Here is a 16214-nt window from a genome sequence, read left to right as displayed (position 1 = left end):
CAAAAACTCAAAAAAAACTATATTTGTCAGTCTTAACAAAAAATTAACAAGGAATATATGGATACAGCACAAAAGAAAGGCCATCCTAAAGGTTTATACTTTCTGTTTTTCACAGAAATGTGGGAAAGATTCAGTTATTATGGAATGAGAGCAATCTTCATTCTCTTTATGACTAAAATATTATTGATGAAAGATGCCGATGCATCTGAAATATACGGAAGTTATACAGGGTTAGTTTATCTGACACCGCTTTTAGGAGGATATTTATGTGATAAATTCCTAGGAAACAGAAGAAGTATTGTGATTGGTGGGTTATTAATGGCAATCGGACAGTTTTTCATGTTCTTTAGTGCATCCGCTGGTACAAATGGTGGAGTTTCTTTAATGTGGATGGGTTTAACATCTATTATTATCGGTAATGGTTTCTTTAAGCCCAACATTTCTACAATGGTTGGTCAATTATATCCTGAAAATGATAGAAGAATCGACAGTGCATTTACTATTTTCTACATGGGAATTAACTTAGGGGCTTTTTTCTCACCATTAGTTTGTGGTTCTATGGATTTCAAATGGGGCTTTTTAGCAGCAGGTGTAGGAATGTTATTAGGACTAGTTGCTTTCGTTTTAGGACAAAAAAAATATCTAGTATCTGAAGACGGAAAAGCCATAGGTTTACCCGTTAAAAAATTAGATGCAAAGAGTATCGGAATGATTATAGGCTCAATTGCAATCATATTTTTTATGCTGAACTTTAAACAAATGTTTAAAAGCGATATAGATATAATAAGTTATTTTATCTACGGAGCAATGGTAGCAATGCCTATTTTGATTTTAACCGACAAAAGTTTGAACAAAGTTGAAATGCAAAGAATTATTGTGATCTTCATTCTTGCATTTTTTGTAATTTTCTTTTGGGGAGCTTTTGAACAAGCCGGAGCTTCATTAACATTATTTGCAGATAGACAAGTAAATAGAGATGTAGCTATAAATATTCCTGCCTGGCTAATTTTAATTATTGGGTTAGTTGCAACTTATTTCCTTTCGAAAGGATTAGCATGGTTTTTTGATTGGTCAAAAAAGGTAAGTTTGATTATTACAGCATTCATAAGTTTGATTCTAATAGCACTATTTGCAACAGGAAGTATTGCTGATTTTGCAAAAAGTGAATTTCCAGCGAGTTGGTTTCAATCAGTAAATCCTTTAGCTGTGATCATATTGGCTCCAATTTTTTCTTTAATTTGGGGGTTTTTATACACACGGAAATTAGAACCATCTTCTCCAAAAAAAATGGCTATTGGTTTAGCTTTGGTTGCATTAGGTTATGCCGTGATTGCAATTGCAGTTAAAGGCTTAGGTATTGGCGACAAAGTTTCCATGAACTGGCTATTTGCTTTATATATTATCCATACAATGGGAGAATTGTGCTTATCTCCTATTGGCTTATCAATGGTTTCAAAATTAGCACCATTAAGATTGTCTTCATTGATGATGGGAACTTGGTTTTTGGCTAATGCCGCTGCTAACAAATTCGCAGGAACTTTGAGTGCTTTAATACCTGGTGGTGAAGATGGTTCTGGTGGCGCAACTTCATTTTTAGGTTTTCAAATTACAAATCTATATGAGTTCTTTGTACTCTTTATAATTATGTCAGGTACAGCTGCTGCAATTTTATTTGTCTTAAGCTCATGGTTACAAAAAATGATGCACAATGATAAATTGGGTATGGCTGAAGAATTAGCTAAATAATTTTAAACAAATTTTAAATTATACAAAACCTCTGATTTTTCAGAGGTTTTTTTTACATTAGTAGATTCTAAAAGTGATGCTAATTTAAACAGATTTACTTATCAATTAATCATTACTTCAAATAACTTAATTTACCTATGAGCTTAACATTAGAAGAAATACAAAATTTTAAAGGAAAATATCCAAAACAATTATGGACACTTTTTACCGTAGAAATGTGGGAACGTTTCTGTTTTTACGGAATGAGAGGAGTTCTGACATTTTTCATGGTAGATCAGCTTTTGCTGAAAGATGACGTTGCCAATCTTCAATATGGTGCCATTCAGGCTTTTGTATATGCTTTCACTTTTATAGGCGGAATTTTTGCTGATAAAATTTTAGGTTTTAAAAAATCATTATTTTTCGGTGGTATCGTCATGATTCTTGGGAATTTATTGATCGCTTTAGCTCCACAAGAAATGTTCTATTATGGTATTGCATTTTCTATTATTGGAACGGGATTTTTCAAACCAAATGTATCATCGATGGTTGGAGAGCTCTACGACGAAAAAGATCCGAGAAGAGATGCCGGCTACGGTATGTTCTACGCAGGAATCAATATTGGCGGACTTTTAGGAGGTGCTTTGTGCATCTATTTAGGAAAATACCATTCATGGACTTTATGTTTTCTTGCCGCAGCAGTAGTGATGATTATCGGTTTGCTTACTTTTCTTTTTACTAAGAAAAACTTAGGACCGATTGGTAATTCCCCGTTAATGAAAATGGATTCTGGTAAAAGAAGAATCAGAGAAATTGCAGTTTATGCCTTATCAATTTTAAGCATTCCATTGATTTTTATAATGGTTAAAAATACTGACTATACAGATTATTTCATGTATACTATAGGAATAATCGCTGTCGGATACTTTATTTTTGAATTATTAAAATTAGAGCAGGTTAGCCACAAGAAAAAACTGATTGCCGCATTTGCATTTATCTTTTTCTATTTTTTATTTAATGCAATTTATGAGCAAAGTGGTGGTTCTTTGTCTTTATTTGCGAAAGACAATTTAGATCACAATTTATTAGGATTTAATATAGATCCAAATGTTGTCAACAACAGTTCAAATACGCTTTTTGTTATTATTTTAAGTCCAATTATCGGCTTGCTTTGGCTTTGGCTGGCAAAGAAAAAACTAGAACCCAACACACTTATCAAGTTCGGAATCGGGTTTTTATTCCTTTCAGCTTCATTTTATATTTTTTATTATACTAAATTTTTTGCCAATGTAAAAGGTATTACCTCTTTAAATGTTTTTGCATTCGCATATTTTATCACTACAATTGGTGAACTTTGTCTGGGACCAATCGGAATGTCAATCATCACCAAATTATCTCCAAAAAGATTATTCGGAATGATGATGGGACTTTGGTTTCTGGCAAGTGCATTTGGACAATTGGCAGCAGGAAAACTGGGTGCAGAAATTTCAAAATCAAATACAGGAAATGATTTAGTATCTAAATTACAATCATATACAGACGGTTACTATCAACTTGCTATTTATGCATTAATTGCCGGAGTGGTACTGATTTTGATATCTCCATTAGTCAAAAAACTGATGCAGGAAGTAAAATAAACATCAGTAACCTGTACAAACATTAAATCATGAAAAAGATTTCCACCATACTGTTCCTTTTTTTTATAAGTTTAAATTTTGCTCAGGTAAAATGGATGACGATCGAAGAAGCCCTAAACGCACAGAAAGTTCAACCAAAAAAAATCCTGATTGATTTTTATGCAGATTGGTGTGGACCGTGCAAAATTATGGATAAAAAAACCTACGGACATCCCATTATTTCAGAGTTTTTAAATGAAAATTATTATCCTGTAAAATTTAATGCAGAAGAAAAAAAGCAGATCGAAATTTTTGGAAGAAAATTTTCAAATGAAAATACCGCACATAAAAAAGGAAGAAACTCATTGCATGAATTTACACAGTTTATGAATGTAGGAGCTGTTCCAAGTACCGTATTTTTAGACGAAAACGGAGCTCCGATTACTATTTTACAGGGTGAATTGTCTGCAAAAGAACTCGAACCATACCTTACTTTGATTTCAGATGACCTGTTTAAAAAAATTAAAACAAGACAGGAATGGGAAGATTTTCAGAAAAAATTTAAATCAAACATCAAAGAGTAGCTTCTTTGAAATCTTAGTAATCAGCGAGAATAAATAAATTACAACTAAAGCTTTCAGATTTGAAAGCTTTTTTTATTTCTAAATTTTCCCGAAATTCGTGGCTTTCTACCCCATTGACTTTAGAAACTTCCATAGAATACATCAAAGGAATCGGTCCTGAACGAGCCAAACTCATCAAAAATGTGTTGGGAATTTCTACCGTGGAAGATCTTCTGCACTTCTATCCTATCCGATATATTGATAAAAACAAACTGTATAAGATCGGAAATCTTCAGGAAAGCAATCTTGAAATTCAATTGAAAGGCAAAATCTCCAACGTTCAGGAAATTCATAATGGGAAAATAAAAAGACTGACTGCCAAATTCAATGATGACACAGGAAGTATGGATTTGGTTTGGTTTCAATACTCAAAATGGCTGAAAGAACAGCTTCCGGTGAATCGTGAAGTGTTCATTTTTGGCAAGATCAATGCTTTCAATAATCAGTTTTCGATGCCGCATCCTGAAATTGAACTGGATGAAAACAAAGAAAAAGACAATCGTTTAAGGCCCATTTATCCAAGTTCGGAAAAACTGACGAAAAGAGGTTTGAATCAGAAATTCTTTCAGGTAATTCTGCGAAATATCTGCAAAGAAATTCCTAATTTAATTCAGGAAAATCTTCCGGAATACATGATAAAATCGATGAAATTTTTATCGAGACAACAAACTTATCTGAATATTCATTTTCCAGAAAACTTAGAACATTTCGAGAAAGCTGATTTCAGATTAAAATTTGAAGAATCTTTCTTTTTCCAGCTAGGTTTTGGTTTAAAAAAGGCTCATCATAAAACAAAATCACATGGAAATCCGTTTCCTATTGTCGGAGATTATTTTACAGATTTTTATGAAAATCATCTTCCTTTTGAATTGACCAATGCACAAAAAAGGGTTTTAAAAGAAATCCGTCTTGATATGAAAAAGCCTATTCAGATGAATCGACTTTTACAGGGTGATGTCGGTTCAGGGAAAACAATGGTTGCTCTACTGACGATGTTAATTGCGCTCGACAACGGTTTTCAAAGTTGCTTAATGGCTCCGACAGAAATTCTTGCCCAACAACATTACAACGGAATCAAAGACTTACTCAAAGACACAGAAATCAAAGTAAATATTCTGACAGGTTCCGTAAAAGCTTCTGCCCGAAAAGTCATTCACGAAGAGTTAAAAAACGGTGAACTTTCGATTTTGGTAGGAACTCATGCTGTTTTGGAAGATAAAGTTAAATTTAAAAATCTCGGATTAGCAATCATCGACGAACAACACCGATTTGGAGTTGCGCAAAGAGCAAAACTTTGGGCAAAAAATAAAATTCCACCACACATTTTGGTAATGACTGCAACACCGATTCCGCGAACTTTGGCGATGAGTTTTTACTCTGATCTTGATGTTTCTGTAATTGACGAAATGCCTGTCGGAAGAAAACCGATCATAACGGCTCACCGCAGAGAAAAAGACAGAACTTATGTCTATAATTTCTGTCGTGATGAGATCAGAAAAGGTCGGCAAATTTATTTTGTTTATCCGTTAATCGAAGAATCTGAAACGTTGGATTATAAAAATTTAATGGAAGGTTTAGAGCATGTCATGCAATCTTTTTCAGATTACAACGTTGCAATGCTTCACGGGCGAATGAAACCTGATGAAAAAGACATCGCCATGAATTATTTCGCATCCGGAAAAGCAGAAATTATGGTTGCAACAACTGTAATTGAAGTCGGTGTCAACGTTCCGAATGCTTCTGTAATGGTGATTGAAAGTGCAGAAAGATTCGGTTTATCACAGCTTCATCAGTTGCGAGGTCGTGTCGGAAGAGGTGCAGAACAGAGTTACTGTATTCTGATGACATCCGATAAATTATCGACGGAAAGCCGAACGAGAATCAAAACCATGACCGAAACCAATGACGGTTTTAAAATTTCTGAAGTTGATATGCAATTGCGTGGTCCGGGAGATATTCTGGGAACTCAGCAAAGTGGTGTTGTAGATTTCAAAAGACTTGATTTGGTCAATGATTCGGCAATCATTAAAAACACCAAAAATATGGTGGAGAAGATTCTTGAAGCCGATCCTTTGCTTTCAAGACCTGATCATCAGATTATTAAAAATTATTATCTACAGTATTATAAAGGGAAAAATAAGTGGAGTAAGATTTCGTAAATTTAATTTCATAACAACAATGGCACATAGAATTACACTAATCATCACTAAAGATGAAATAAATACACTTCTAATTGATGTTCCTCACTTCTATGAAGAGAATTTTTTAATTATCCCGACCGATGATGATGGATGGGAAGCAAAAATGATTGAAGACATTTGCCTTGAAGAGAGTTCTTTTGATAAAATTTTTGAAGCGTTTTTTAAAGAATTTTATTCAGATGATTTGGAAAGTGGATATTTCGAAGATATCTGTAACCGATTAAATACTTTCGAAGATTTATATATTTTGGAGATTATTGAAAAACTTCAAATTTCCAATTTTTTAATTATTCACTATTCAGAAGTTGGTTTTGATATTTATGAAAATTATATAGGTTTTGAGGATAAAAAATATATTGGAGAAGGCAAGTCTTGGACTAAATTTAATGAAACCAAATTAAATACTGGTAATTATTGGAAATTTGATTCCTGTAAAAAAAGATATTTAGAAAACTTAAATAAAAAGTAAAAACTGCAGTTATTTATCATTGTAAACCTTATAAATTAAAGGAATTTTATTTGAAAATATCTGTCCCACAAAAATAGAATCTTTATTATTTTTAGCTCTAATAGGTTGATAATATTTATCAACAATACACTTTGGTATCTGCAGGCTCATTTGGAAATAATATTCAGATTTGTTTTTCAAATCAATAAACCTTCTTTTATAGGCTGGAAAATTTACTTTCGTTGAAGAGTACTTTTCCTCTAGTGGTTTTAGTTTTACAATCTTTTTACTGATTCGAAACGCAATTTGCAAATCTTGCCGGCTAAAAAATTTAGAATATGAGCGCCTGAAATTTTTAAAATCACTGCTGTTTTTATCAACTTCAAATTTGTTTTCACCATTATGAAATGCGTACTGAACAGGTAGTAAGGTTTTCTTTTCAAAAATATAATAATCAGGAAATCCAACAAACTGTGGCTCTACATAATACTCCCCGTCTTCATTGAATTCATTATTATCTAAAATTATTAAATAAGTCTTATCAGAATTATTTTTTAGAGCATAAAAAATGTTATTGTCGTCAAATCCTGAAACTTTCTTAATCGTGTCATTAATTATTTTAAGTTCCAAATCATTTTGCGAAAAACAATTATTGCAGACCAAGATTGCTATAACTAATAATAAATGTTTCATAACAGATTTTTTATTTTATGAGAATCTCCATCAAATAATCATCCATCACATATCCATTTCCTATATCAAAAACTCCTTCATCGTAAATCTGATAACCTTGAGATTCATAAAAACTTTTTGCAGAATTGTATTTATTTACATTTAAAATAATTCTGTTATCTCCGCTATTTTTGACTTCTTCATTCAAAAATTCCAAAGTTTTTTTACCTAAACCTTTTCCTTTACTTTCAGGCACTAAATAAATTCGGTGAAGTTTTGTTGTTTGGTTTTCATAATGATTTTCGTAGCCTAAAAATCCATCAAATGAATTTAAAACCTCATCAAAAACCAAAAAATAATGATAATTAGAGTTTTTAAGATGCTCTGAAATTTCAGCTTCGGAATACATTGTTTCAAGCATATATTTCATCTGTTCTTTGGAAAGTATTTCTGCGTAGGCATTTTCCCAGGATCTTTTTGCTAAATCCTGAATTAAAGGAATATCTTTTTCTGTTGCTTTAATTAGTTTCATAATATTTGATGCTTTAACTTTAGATTAAATTTTTAATACGAGAGCGTAAATTTTTTTGACTACTAAATCTCAAGAGCTTTCTCAGCAAAGTTCACAAGATTTATCTAGTGATATTATTAAAAAAGTGGAAAGCATAAACCTTCCACTTTAATTTCACATTTTTATATTATAATTAAATACAAAGTTTGTCATTCCGTAGGAATCTAAATAGCTTTACAAAGATGCTTCCAGCATGACAAACTGAATTTTAATTAATTATGCTATTAAAATTATTTTCTTTTAAATTTTTGCCATTTCAGCTTTGATCTTAGCATAAAGTCCTTCTGAAGCAGGAACTAATGGAAGTCTTAAATAATTTTTAATCAATCCTTTTTCTGCTAAAATCACTTTAATTCCGCAAGGATTTCCTTCTGCAAAAATCAGTCTTGTGATTTCTACCAATTTATTGTGAATCTCGTAAGCTTCGTCTACTTTTTTATCAAAAGCCAATTGAACCATGGTCGAAAATTCTTTCGGATAACCTTGTCCTATAACAGAAATTACTCCGTTTCCACCAGCTAAAGTTACAGGAAGCGTAAATTCATCATCTCCCGAAACTAAATTAAATCCTTCAGGTTTTTTTCTTAAAATATCAAAATACTGAAGAATATTTGGAGCAGCTTCTTTAATCAAGAATAAATTTGGGAATTCATTTGCCAAACGTAAAGTCGTTTCTGCCTCAACATTTTGTCCGGTTCTAGATGGAACGTTGTAAATGATGATATTTTTCCCAGTAGAAGCCAAAGCTTTATAATGTTGGTAAAGCCCCTCCTGATTTGGTTTGTTGTAATATGGAGATACAGATAAAACTGCTTCAAAATCAGACAAATCTGTTTCTTCGATCTGCTGTTTGACTTCAAGAGTATTGTTTCCGCCAATTCCTAAAACTAATGGAAGACGTTTATTATTTACCTTAATGATGTGCTCAACTACCTGTTTCTTCTCTTCAGAAGAAAGTGTAGCAGCTTCCGCTGTAGTTCCCAATACCACCAAATAGTTGGTTCCGTTTTCGATGTTGTACTCAACAAGTTTTGTCAAACTTTCGAAATCTACGGATAAATCTTCATTAAAGGGCGTTACCAAAGCAACACCTACTCCTTTTAAAATGCTCATCTGTTAGAAATATTTTTTCCAAATTTAATAAATTAGACCAAGAATTTATCATAATTAATAATGTTTTATTATACATATAATTATATTTGCATATACTAAAAGAAATTATGAAATCGCATCGACTACTGAAAGTGATTCTGTATGATCTTTAAATTAAATGATTACAACATATGAAAAATAGATTCTTATTATTAGGAATTGCTTTGATCTTGCTCACTGCCTGCAAAACGACTTCGTTGCAGGTTGCCAATGTGCAGACTCAAAAGAATATTTCTATTAATAACGAGCTGAAAAATGATGAGAAATTTGTAAAAGTGATCAATCCCTACAAAGAAAAATTGGATAAAGAGATGAATCAGAAAATCTCTCACACCAATGTAGATCTTACAAAACAGGGGGATAACAGCAATTTGGGAAACCTTTTAGCAGATTACACGTTTGATGGAGCTGATCAATGGGCAAAAACCAATCTTAAAAATAATATAGATGCTGCTTTGATCAATATTGGCGGAATCCGAACAACAATCGGAAAAGGTGATATACTTTTAAAAAACGTTTTTGAAGTAATGCCTTTCGAAAATGAAGTCATTATTGTGAAAATGAAAGGAACAGATTTGCAGGGACTTTTTGATTATTACGCAAAAAACCAAGTCAATAATCCTGTTTCTCATTTATACATTGAAACAAATAACGGACAGTTATCCAAAACTTTAATCAACGGACAACCAGTAAATCCTTCGCAGGATTATTACATTGCAACATCTGATTATTTGGCTTTGGGTGGTGACAATATGAAGTTTTTCAGCAAAGGAGAATATATTTCGACAGGAATTAAATTAAGAGATTTATTTATTGAGTATTTTAAAAAAAATCAGCAGATCAATCCAAAAGAAGATATTCGTTTAAATTTTATCGGGAAGAAGTAATGGATAGAAAAGGCTTTTTAAGAACAATAACAGGCGGAACTTTAGCAATGACTTTGGCTCCGAATCTGATGATGGCAGAAGAATTGAATTTAAATTCTATTAAATCTGCCAATAAATTGACCATTCTTCACACTAACGATCAACACAGCAGAATCGAACCTTTTGATGAAAGCTACACCAGAAATCCCAATCAGGGAGGTTTTGCGAGAAGAGCAAGTTTGATCCAGAAAATCAGAGGCGAAGAAAACAATCTTTTGTTGTTGGATTCCGGTGATATTTTTCAGGGAACTCCTTATTTTAATTTTTTTGGAGGCGAACTGGAATTCAAACTGATGTCGATGATGAAATACGACGCTTCCACAATGGGAAATCATGATTTCGACAATGGTTTAAATGGATTTTTGAAAGCTTTACCAAATGCTAAATTTCCTTTTATCTGTTCGAATTATGATTTTAAAAATACTATTTTAGACGGAAAAACTTCGCAGTATAAAATTTTCAATAAAAATGGAATCAAGGTCGGGGTTTTTGGTGTAGGAATTAAACTGGAAGGACTTGTAGGTAAAAAGCAATACGGTGAAACTATCTGGACAGATCCGATTGATGTTGCTCAACATTACTCAAATTTCCTGAAAAACGAACAGAAATGCGACCTTGTCATTTGTCTTTCTCACATTGGCTATGATTACACAGACGAGCCTGAAAAAATAAGTGATAAAATTTTAGCTTCGAAAACAGAAAATATTGACTTAATTTTAGGCGGCCATACCCACACATTTTTACCGGCACCTGAAACTTATAAAAACAGAGAGGGAAAAAATGTTTTGGTCAACCAGGTTGGCTGGGCAGGTCTTCTTTTGGGAAGAATAGACTTCTTTTTTGATTCTAATAAAAATGTACAAAATATCTCCTGGAATAATCAGGTAATTGACAGCAGTATAATAGCATAATATGAAAAAAATTTTAATTTCTCTTGGTATTTTAGCATCCTTGCAGCTTGTAAGTGCGCAGAATATTTCTTCAAAAAAATGGGCAGATTTATTTTCGTACAACAATGTTCTTGCAGTAAAAGAAGATAATGGAAAAATCGTAGCTGCTACAGAAAACGGAATTTTTTATTATACTGTTTCAACAGGAGAAATTACAAAACTCTCAAAAGCAAACGGACTTCACGAAGTCAAAATTTCCGCTTTTGACTACAATCCTCAGACAAAAATCGGCTTAGTTGGCTATCAAAACGGAGCTTTAGATGTTATTACTCCACAAGGAGTTACTTATGTTGTCGATATCCCTATCGCAACAGGCTACAATGGAAGCAAAAAGATTAATCATATCTCAATAAGCGGAGACAGAGCTGTTGTTTCTGTAGGTTATGGTGTTTCTATTTTTGATTTAAAAAAGAAAGAATTCGGTGACTCTGCATTTTTTGTGTCAGGCGGAGTTTATCAGGCAAGTAATGAGGCGACGATAAAAGACAACAAAGTTTTTTCGGTGACCAATACAGGTTTAAAAACTCATGAGCTCAATACAACATTTCCTGTATTCTCTACATGGACTACTGAGTTGGCAGGGAATTTCACCCAAATCGACTCTGAAAATGTAGTGTCCTTTTCTTCACCAACAACGACATACATCTACAACAATGGAGTTTCTACACCTTTATCACAAATTTTTGGTAGTGTAAATGATGTTGTTGTCAATGCAGACAATATCGTCATCACAGATGCGAGCAGAATTTACAGTTACAATACCAACGGAACTTTTGCAGGTTCTGTCACAGTAGGAGAAGCATGCAATACCGCAACAAAAGTAGGTTCAAAAATTTATTTAGGAACAATTTTATCCGGTTTAAAAAGTGAAGACAATATTGCTTATAAACCAGATGGACCATATTTAAATTTTGCATACAAAATAAGAATTTTCAATGAAAATCAGCTTTTGGTTTCTACCGGCTCAAGAATCAATAATTTCAACGAGGGTTTCAATAATGCAAAAAATCCGGGATTTTATTATTTTACCGGTACAGAGTGGGTTTATCCTTCTTATTTTGTAGGCAGTTCTACAGCATTTAATGTTTTGGATGCTATTGCAGACCCTAATAATTTTTCTGAAGTTTACTTTACAAACTACAATACTGCTCCGGGGTATGGTATTTATAAAATGAAATACAATGCAGGTTCTAAAGATTTTGAATTTATTAAAAGATACGAATTAGACGCTCCTCATCCTTTTGTTAACAGGGCAGTAGGCTTTGCGTACGATGATCAAAACAATATGTTTGCGAGTCTGGCATTTGCTGGAAGCAACGCAGCAACTCCGGGTTTTGCTTATTATGACAGAGCAGCGGATAATTTTTTAATAAAATATGCAGTAGGTATCATTAGTAATGGTGTACAGCAGCCGGTTTATCACGAAAATAAATTCTGGACTCCGCTTCCAAGATCCAATAATTTTTTAGTGTATGACACAAAAAAAACACAGAGTATTAACGACGATACCTTCACCGTTTTAGCCGAAAGTAATGGTTTACCAGGTTCTGCTACAGGAAGTTTATCTGTCGCTTTTGACAAATCAAATGATGCTTGGATAGGGACTGATGTTGGGCTAAGAATTCTTCCCAACGCTGCTGCAGAAGTTGACAATAATCCTCAAATGGAGCCAATTGTGATTGAACAAGGAGGTCTTGCAGAAGAATTATTCAGAGATTCTCAGGTTTTACAGATAGAAGTTGATGCCGGAAATCAAAAATGGGTTTCCATCGATGGTGGTGGAGTTTATTATCTTTCAGCTTCCGGTGAGCAGGTTATTAAAAGGTTTACAAAAGAAAATTCACCACTTCCTACAAATACGGTTACAGATATTAAAGTTGATAAAAAAACAGGAAAAGTTTACTTCGTTACCTACGACGGAATTGTAACTTATCAAGGTGATGTTGCAGATGTGACTTCCAATTTCGGGAATGTTTTAGTGTACCCGAATCCTGTAGTTTATGCTCAGTTTAAAGGTAAAGTGACCATCAAAGGACTGGCAGAGAAAACCAATATCAGAATCACAGATGCTGCAGGAAACATTGTGCATTCTGCCGTTGCGAGAACAGGATATTACGAATGGGATCTTAATAATCAAAAAGGAAAAAGAGTGGCATCAGGAATTTATTTTGTGCTGATGACGAATGAAGATGCAAGCGATAAAGCAACTGCAAAAATAGCCGTTGTCAATTAATGAATTCTCAGAACGGTTTTTTACTTTCTTTTATAAAATATGGCGAAAACGATGCAATCCTGCATTGTTTTACAGAAGAGGAAGGTTTTCAGACTTATTTTCTCAAAGGAATTTATTCTCAAAAAAATAAGAAGAAAGCTTTTCTTTTGCCGTTAAATAAATTAAACTTCTCAGTAAGGCTTGGTAAAGGAAGCGGAATGCAGACTGTCTCAGGATTTGAGTTGCTCAATCTGCATGATGTGTATACAGACATTAAAGCCAATACGGTTGTATTTTTTATTTCAGATTTTCTCAATCAGATTTTACGAAATGAAAATAAAAATTTAGCCCTGTTTACCACAATTGATGAATTCACAAACCAACTCAGCAATAAAAACTACCAGTCGCATCTTATTTTTTTAATTAAAATTTTAAAAATCCAGGGTGTTGCACCACTTTTAGGAGACGGAAAATTTCTTGATCCGGAAACCGGAAATTTTATCTATAATTCTACGCACCCTATTTTTGATGAAGAAAATTCGCTATTGTGGAAAAGTATTATTTCATCACAAAACCCTTATGAAATCAAGGTTCCGTCATCAAAAAGAAAAAATTTTCTAGACAGCATTTTAGTATATTATCATTATCATATTCCGGACTTTAAAACTCCAAATTCATTAGAAATTATTCAGCAGATTTTTGAGTAAATCTTATCCGCCATCTGCAAAACTTTCAAGACTCGTCATTCCTCCATCTACGAAAATACTTGCTCCTGAAATATAATCTGCAAGATCACTCGCTAGAAAAGCAGCCAAATTTCCGATATCTTTTGGTTGCCCGATTCTGTTGTAGGGAATAAGCTCCAACAAAGAATTTAAAGCGTCTTTCGTTTCCCAAGCCTGTTTATTGATAGGTGTTTGTATCGCACCGGGACCGATTGAGTTGACCCGTATTTTGTCGGGACCATATTCCTGCGCCAAAGTCTGCATCAGCATTTTGATAGCACCTTTACTTGCCGCATAATTGGCATGACCTGCCCAGGGAATAATTTCGTGAACCGAACTGATGTGAATGATTTTTCCACAAGCAATTGAACGCGAAGTATCAATACCGCGTCTGAGAAACTCTTTGATGGCTTCCCTTGAACAAAGGAACTGACCTGTTAAGTTAACATTGATTACTGCATTCCAGTCATCGAGTGTCATTTCGGTAAATTTCGCATCTTTCTGAATTCCGGCATTATTGATTAAAATATCAACCGTTCCAAACTCAGCAACTACATCCCGAAACATTTTGATCACTTCATCTTCTTTGGAAACATCACATTGATAAGTCATTCCTTTTCCGCCTGTATCAGTGATTTCCTTTAATACTTCTTGAGCACTTTCGTGAGATTTTTCTGAAGAATGATTGATGATTACAGTAGCTCCGGCTTCGGCAATAGATTTTGCGATTCCCGTACCTATTCCGCTTGATGCACCCGTGATGATGGCGACCTGATTTTTTAGTGATACTTCCATAATTATATTTCAATAGTGTTTAAACCAAATTGAAAGTATCACGCCAAACTAAAAAATTGATTTAATTATTCTGAAGTTTTTTAAACATTAAAAACTGAGGACCGCTTCTGCCTTCTCTCATTTTACCTTCAAATTCATATCCGCTTTTGACATACAATTGAAAAGCTGAGGTATTTTTCTCGTTTACGGCTAAAACAATCTCGTTGCAATCTGCAAAATGTTCATTTACAAAGTGATCGACTTCAATCATTGCTGATTTTCCAATCCCTTTTCCCTGAAAATCAGGATTTACAGATAATGAACGAAGCAAAACCGAATCCGGATTTTCTGTAAGATCATATTTTTCTTCTCCAAAATCAAGCACAAAAAAAACCGCTACTTTTTCGTCATAAAAAATGGTAATCGGGTAAGCAAAAAAATCTCCATTGTGGTTTCTCTCTTCTATTCTTTCTAAAGATTGCTTTGCCGTTGCTGTATACTGCGATTGAATATCATCGAGAATATAATCAAGTTCAGGAAGATCTTCAGGTTGATAAAATTTTAATTCAGTCATATTTTTAATGATGATAAATATCTTCGTACATTACTCCGGCTCGTATTTCGACAGCCAGCTTATTTTCTTCAGGAACGATCGGGCAATTGTAATCATAAGCATTATAAGCGCAAAATGGCTGATACGACTGATTAAAATCCAGAATGATTATGTTTCCTGTCGGAATTTTCAGATCCATATATTTTCCACCACCGTAGGTTTCTTTATTGTTGGTTTCATCTCGAAAAGGCAGGAAAAGATAGTCTTTATATTCTTCTTTTTTCATTAAATCTAAGCTTTGGTAAATCGTTAAAGTATACGGTTTTCCATCTAAAATAAAAGTTGCTTTACCAAATTCCTGATACGATTTTGATTTTCCGGAAGATGTAGGCAAATCAAAAGGTTGTGGATTTTCAGTTTTAATAAAATTTGCAGTAACTCTGTATTTTAAATCAATGGGAAAGAAAGGATGCTGTTTAAATTGAATGAAATTATCATCTCTCAAAGGCGTTTCTTTAGGATCTGAATATTCTTTATTTAAATTTTTCTGAAATTTTTTGATTTCCTGAATTTCCTTAGACTGTTGTTTGTTTTTCTGAGAAAATAGAAGAACAGGAAGTAGCAAGAGTAAAAATAGAATGTGTTTTTTCATGAATTATTCTGAGATTTTAATTCTGTAAATATCTGATCCGTTTCGTTTAATTGATTTCACAAAAAAACCACCTTCTTCCGGAATAATTTCTTTAAAATCAAAGCTTGTACAATCCTTCGGAAGTCCTGAAAAGATTAAAGTAAACCAAAAGTCTCTCATAAAAGGAACTGCTGTCCAATTCGGATAAATCGTGATATTTTCTGCGTGAATCAATTTACTTTTATGGCTTGAAGTATTATCTAGAAGGTAAGTCGTATTCCATATTCGGATGAGATTTCCCAAAAACGGTGAGGCCGGGAAACAGCAGTGCACAATCACCTGCTTCTCTTCTTCAATTTTTGTCTGAAGAGATTCAAGCAATTCTTTTGCGATGACGGGTTTTACAACGACTTCTTCCATAGCTGATGAATAATG

Annotated in this window: 16 protein-coding genes; 9 read left to right on the top strand and 7 right to left on the bottom strand. The window is 33.3% G+C overall.

What is annotated here, in order from left to right; genetic code table 11:
* Window positions 1–57 precede the first annotated feature (57 nt).
* From K0R77_RS12090 to K0R77_RS12070, 5 genes are all read left to right on the top strand, one after another.
* Entirely contained in the window at window positions 58–1746 is a 1689-nt protein-coding gene (locus K0R77_RS12090) for a peptide MFS transporter (protein ID WP_300352532.1), read from the top strand.
* A gap of 137 nt (window positions 1747–1883) precedes the next feature.
* Entirely contained in the window at window positions 1884–3362 is a 1479-nt protein-coding gene (locus tag K0R77_RS12085) for a peptide MFS transporter (RefSeq protein WP_300352530.1), read from the top strand.
* Window positions 3363–3391: 29 nt separating this feature from the next.
* Window positions 3392–3925, top strand: coding sequence for a thioredoxin fold domain-containing protein (locus K0R77_RS12080; protein ID WP_300352528.1), 534 nt, complete (start codon window positions 3392–3394; stop codon window positions 3923–3925).
* 113 nt (window positions 3926–4038) lie between these two features.
* A complete protein-coding gene (gene recG / locus K0R77_RS12075) occupies window positions 4039–6123 on the top strand; it encodes an ATP-dependent DNA helicase RecG (protein WP_300352834.1) in 2085 nt (694 codons plus the stop codon).
* Window positions 6124–6142: 19 nt separating this feature from the next.
* Window positions 6143–6634, top strand: a complete 492-nt coding sequence (locus K0R77_RS12070; RefSeq protein ID WP_300352526.1) for a hypothetical protein — start codon at window positions 6143–6145, stop codon at window positions 6632–6634.
* A gap of 9 nt (window positions 6635–6643) precedes the next feature.
* Here K0R77_RS12070 and K0R77_RS12065 read toward each other — a convergent pair whose 3' ends face one another.
* The 3 genes from K0R77_RS12065 to dapA form a co-directional block, all read right to left on the bottom strand.
* The gene (locus K0R77_RS12065; RefSeq protein ID WP_300352524.1) at window positions 6644–7306 is read right to left on the bottom strand and encodes a hypothetical protein; all 663 of its coding nucleotides are present in this window, start codon (window positions 7304–7306) and stop codon (window positions 6644–6646) included.
* A gap of 10 nt (window positions 7307–7316) precedes the next feature.
* Window positions 7317–7817: a GNAT family N-acetyltransferase gene (locus K0R77_RS12060; protein ID WP_300352522.1), complete on the bottom strand. Its 501-nt coding sequence runs from the start codon at window positions 7815–7817 to the stop codon at window positions 7317–7319.
* Window positions 7818–8096: 279 nt separating this feature from the next.
* The gene (dapA, locus tag K0R77_RS12055; RefSeq protein ID WP_300352520.1) at window positions 8097–8969 is read right to left on the bottom strand and encodes a 4-hydroxy-tetrahydrodipicolinate synthase; all 873 of its coding nucleotides are present in this window, start codon (window positions 8967–8969) and stop codon (window positions 8097–8099) included.
* Between the two features lie 170 nt (window positions 8970–9139).
* Here dapA and K0R77_RS12050 point away from each other — a divergent pair, with 170 nt between their 5' ends.
* From K0R77_RS12050 to recO, 4 genes are read left to right on the top strand one after another with little or no spacing between them, the layout of a single operon-like run.
* On the top strand, window positions 9140–9895 hold the full coding sequence (locus tag K0R77_RS12050; protein WP_300352518.1) for a 5'-nucleotidase C-terminal domain-containing protein: 756 nt from the start codon (window positions 9140–9142) through the stop codon (window positions 9893–9895).
* Entirely contained in the window at window positions 9895–10845 is a 951-nt protein-coding gene (locus K0R77_RS12045; RefSeq protein WP_300352516.1) for a bifunctional UDP-sugar hydrolase/5'-nucleotidase, read from the top strand. Before K0R77_RS12050 ends, K0R77_RS12045 begins: the two co-directional genes overlap by 1 nt.
* 1 nt (window position 10846) lies before the next feature.
* Window positions 10847–13117: a hypothetical protein gene (locus tag K0R77_RS12040; RefSeq protein WP_300352515.1), complete on the top strand. Its 2271-nt coding sequence runs from the start codon at window positions 10847–10849 to the stop codon at window positions 13115–13117.
* Window positions 13117–13803 carry a DNA repair protein RecO gene (gene recO / locus K0R77_RS12035; RefSeq protein WP_300352514.1) on the top strand — a complete coding sequence of 229 codons (687 nt, stop codon included), beginning with the start codon at window positions 13117–13119 and terminating at the stop codon, window positions 13801–13803. Before K0R77_RS12040 ends, recO begins: the two co-directional genes overlap by 1 nt.
* Before the next feature lie 3 nt (window positions 13804–13806).
* Here the strand turns inward: recO and K0R77_RS12030 are convergent, their stop codons facing one another.
* The 4 genes from K0R77_RS12030 to K0R77_RS12015 all read right to left on the bottom strand — a co-directional run bounded on the left by K0R77_RS12030 (window position 13807) and on the right by K0R77_RS12015 (window position 16199).
* Complete coding sequence (locus K0R77_RS12030; protein ID WP_300352513.1) at window positions 13807–14616, bottom strand: glucose 1-dehydrogenase; 810 nt, start codon at window positions 14614–14616, stop codon at window positions 13807–13809.
* Window positions 14617–14677: 61 nt separating this feature from the next.
* Window positions 14678–15169 carry a GNAT family protein gene (locus tag K0R77_RS12025; protein WP_300352511.1) on the bottom strand — a complete coding sequence of 164 codons (492 nt, stop codon included), beginning with the start codon at window positions 15167–15169 and terminating at the stop codon, window positions 14678–14680.
* Window positions 15170–15173: 4 nt separating this feature from the next.
* Window positions 15174–15800 (bottom strand): DUF1684 domain-containing protein, encoded by a 627-nt coding sequence (locus K0R77_RS12020; protein ID WP_300352509.1) that lies wholly within the window; start codon window positions 15798–15800, stop codon window positions 15174–15176.
* A 3-nt stretch (window positions 15801–15803) separates the two neighbouring features.
* Entirely contained in the window at window positions 15804–16199 is a 396-nt protein-coding gene (locus tag K0R77_RS12015) for a hypothetical protein (RefSeq protein ID WP_300352507.1), read from the bottom strand.
* Window positions 16200–16214: the final 15 nt, after the last annotated feature.

The organism is Chryseobacterium sp. (assembly GCF_029240215.1).
In the GTDB taxonomy this organism is placed as follows: Bacteria; Bacteroidota; Bacteroidia; order Flavobacteriales; family Weeksellaceae; genus Chryseobacterium.
Note: the sequence above shows the minus strand (reverse complement) of the source record. Positions and strands in the feature narration are given on the sequence as shown.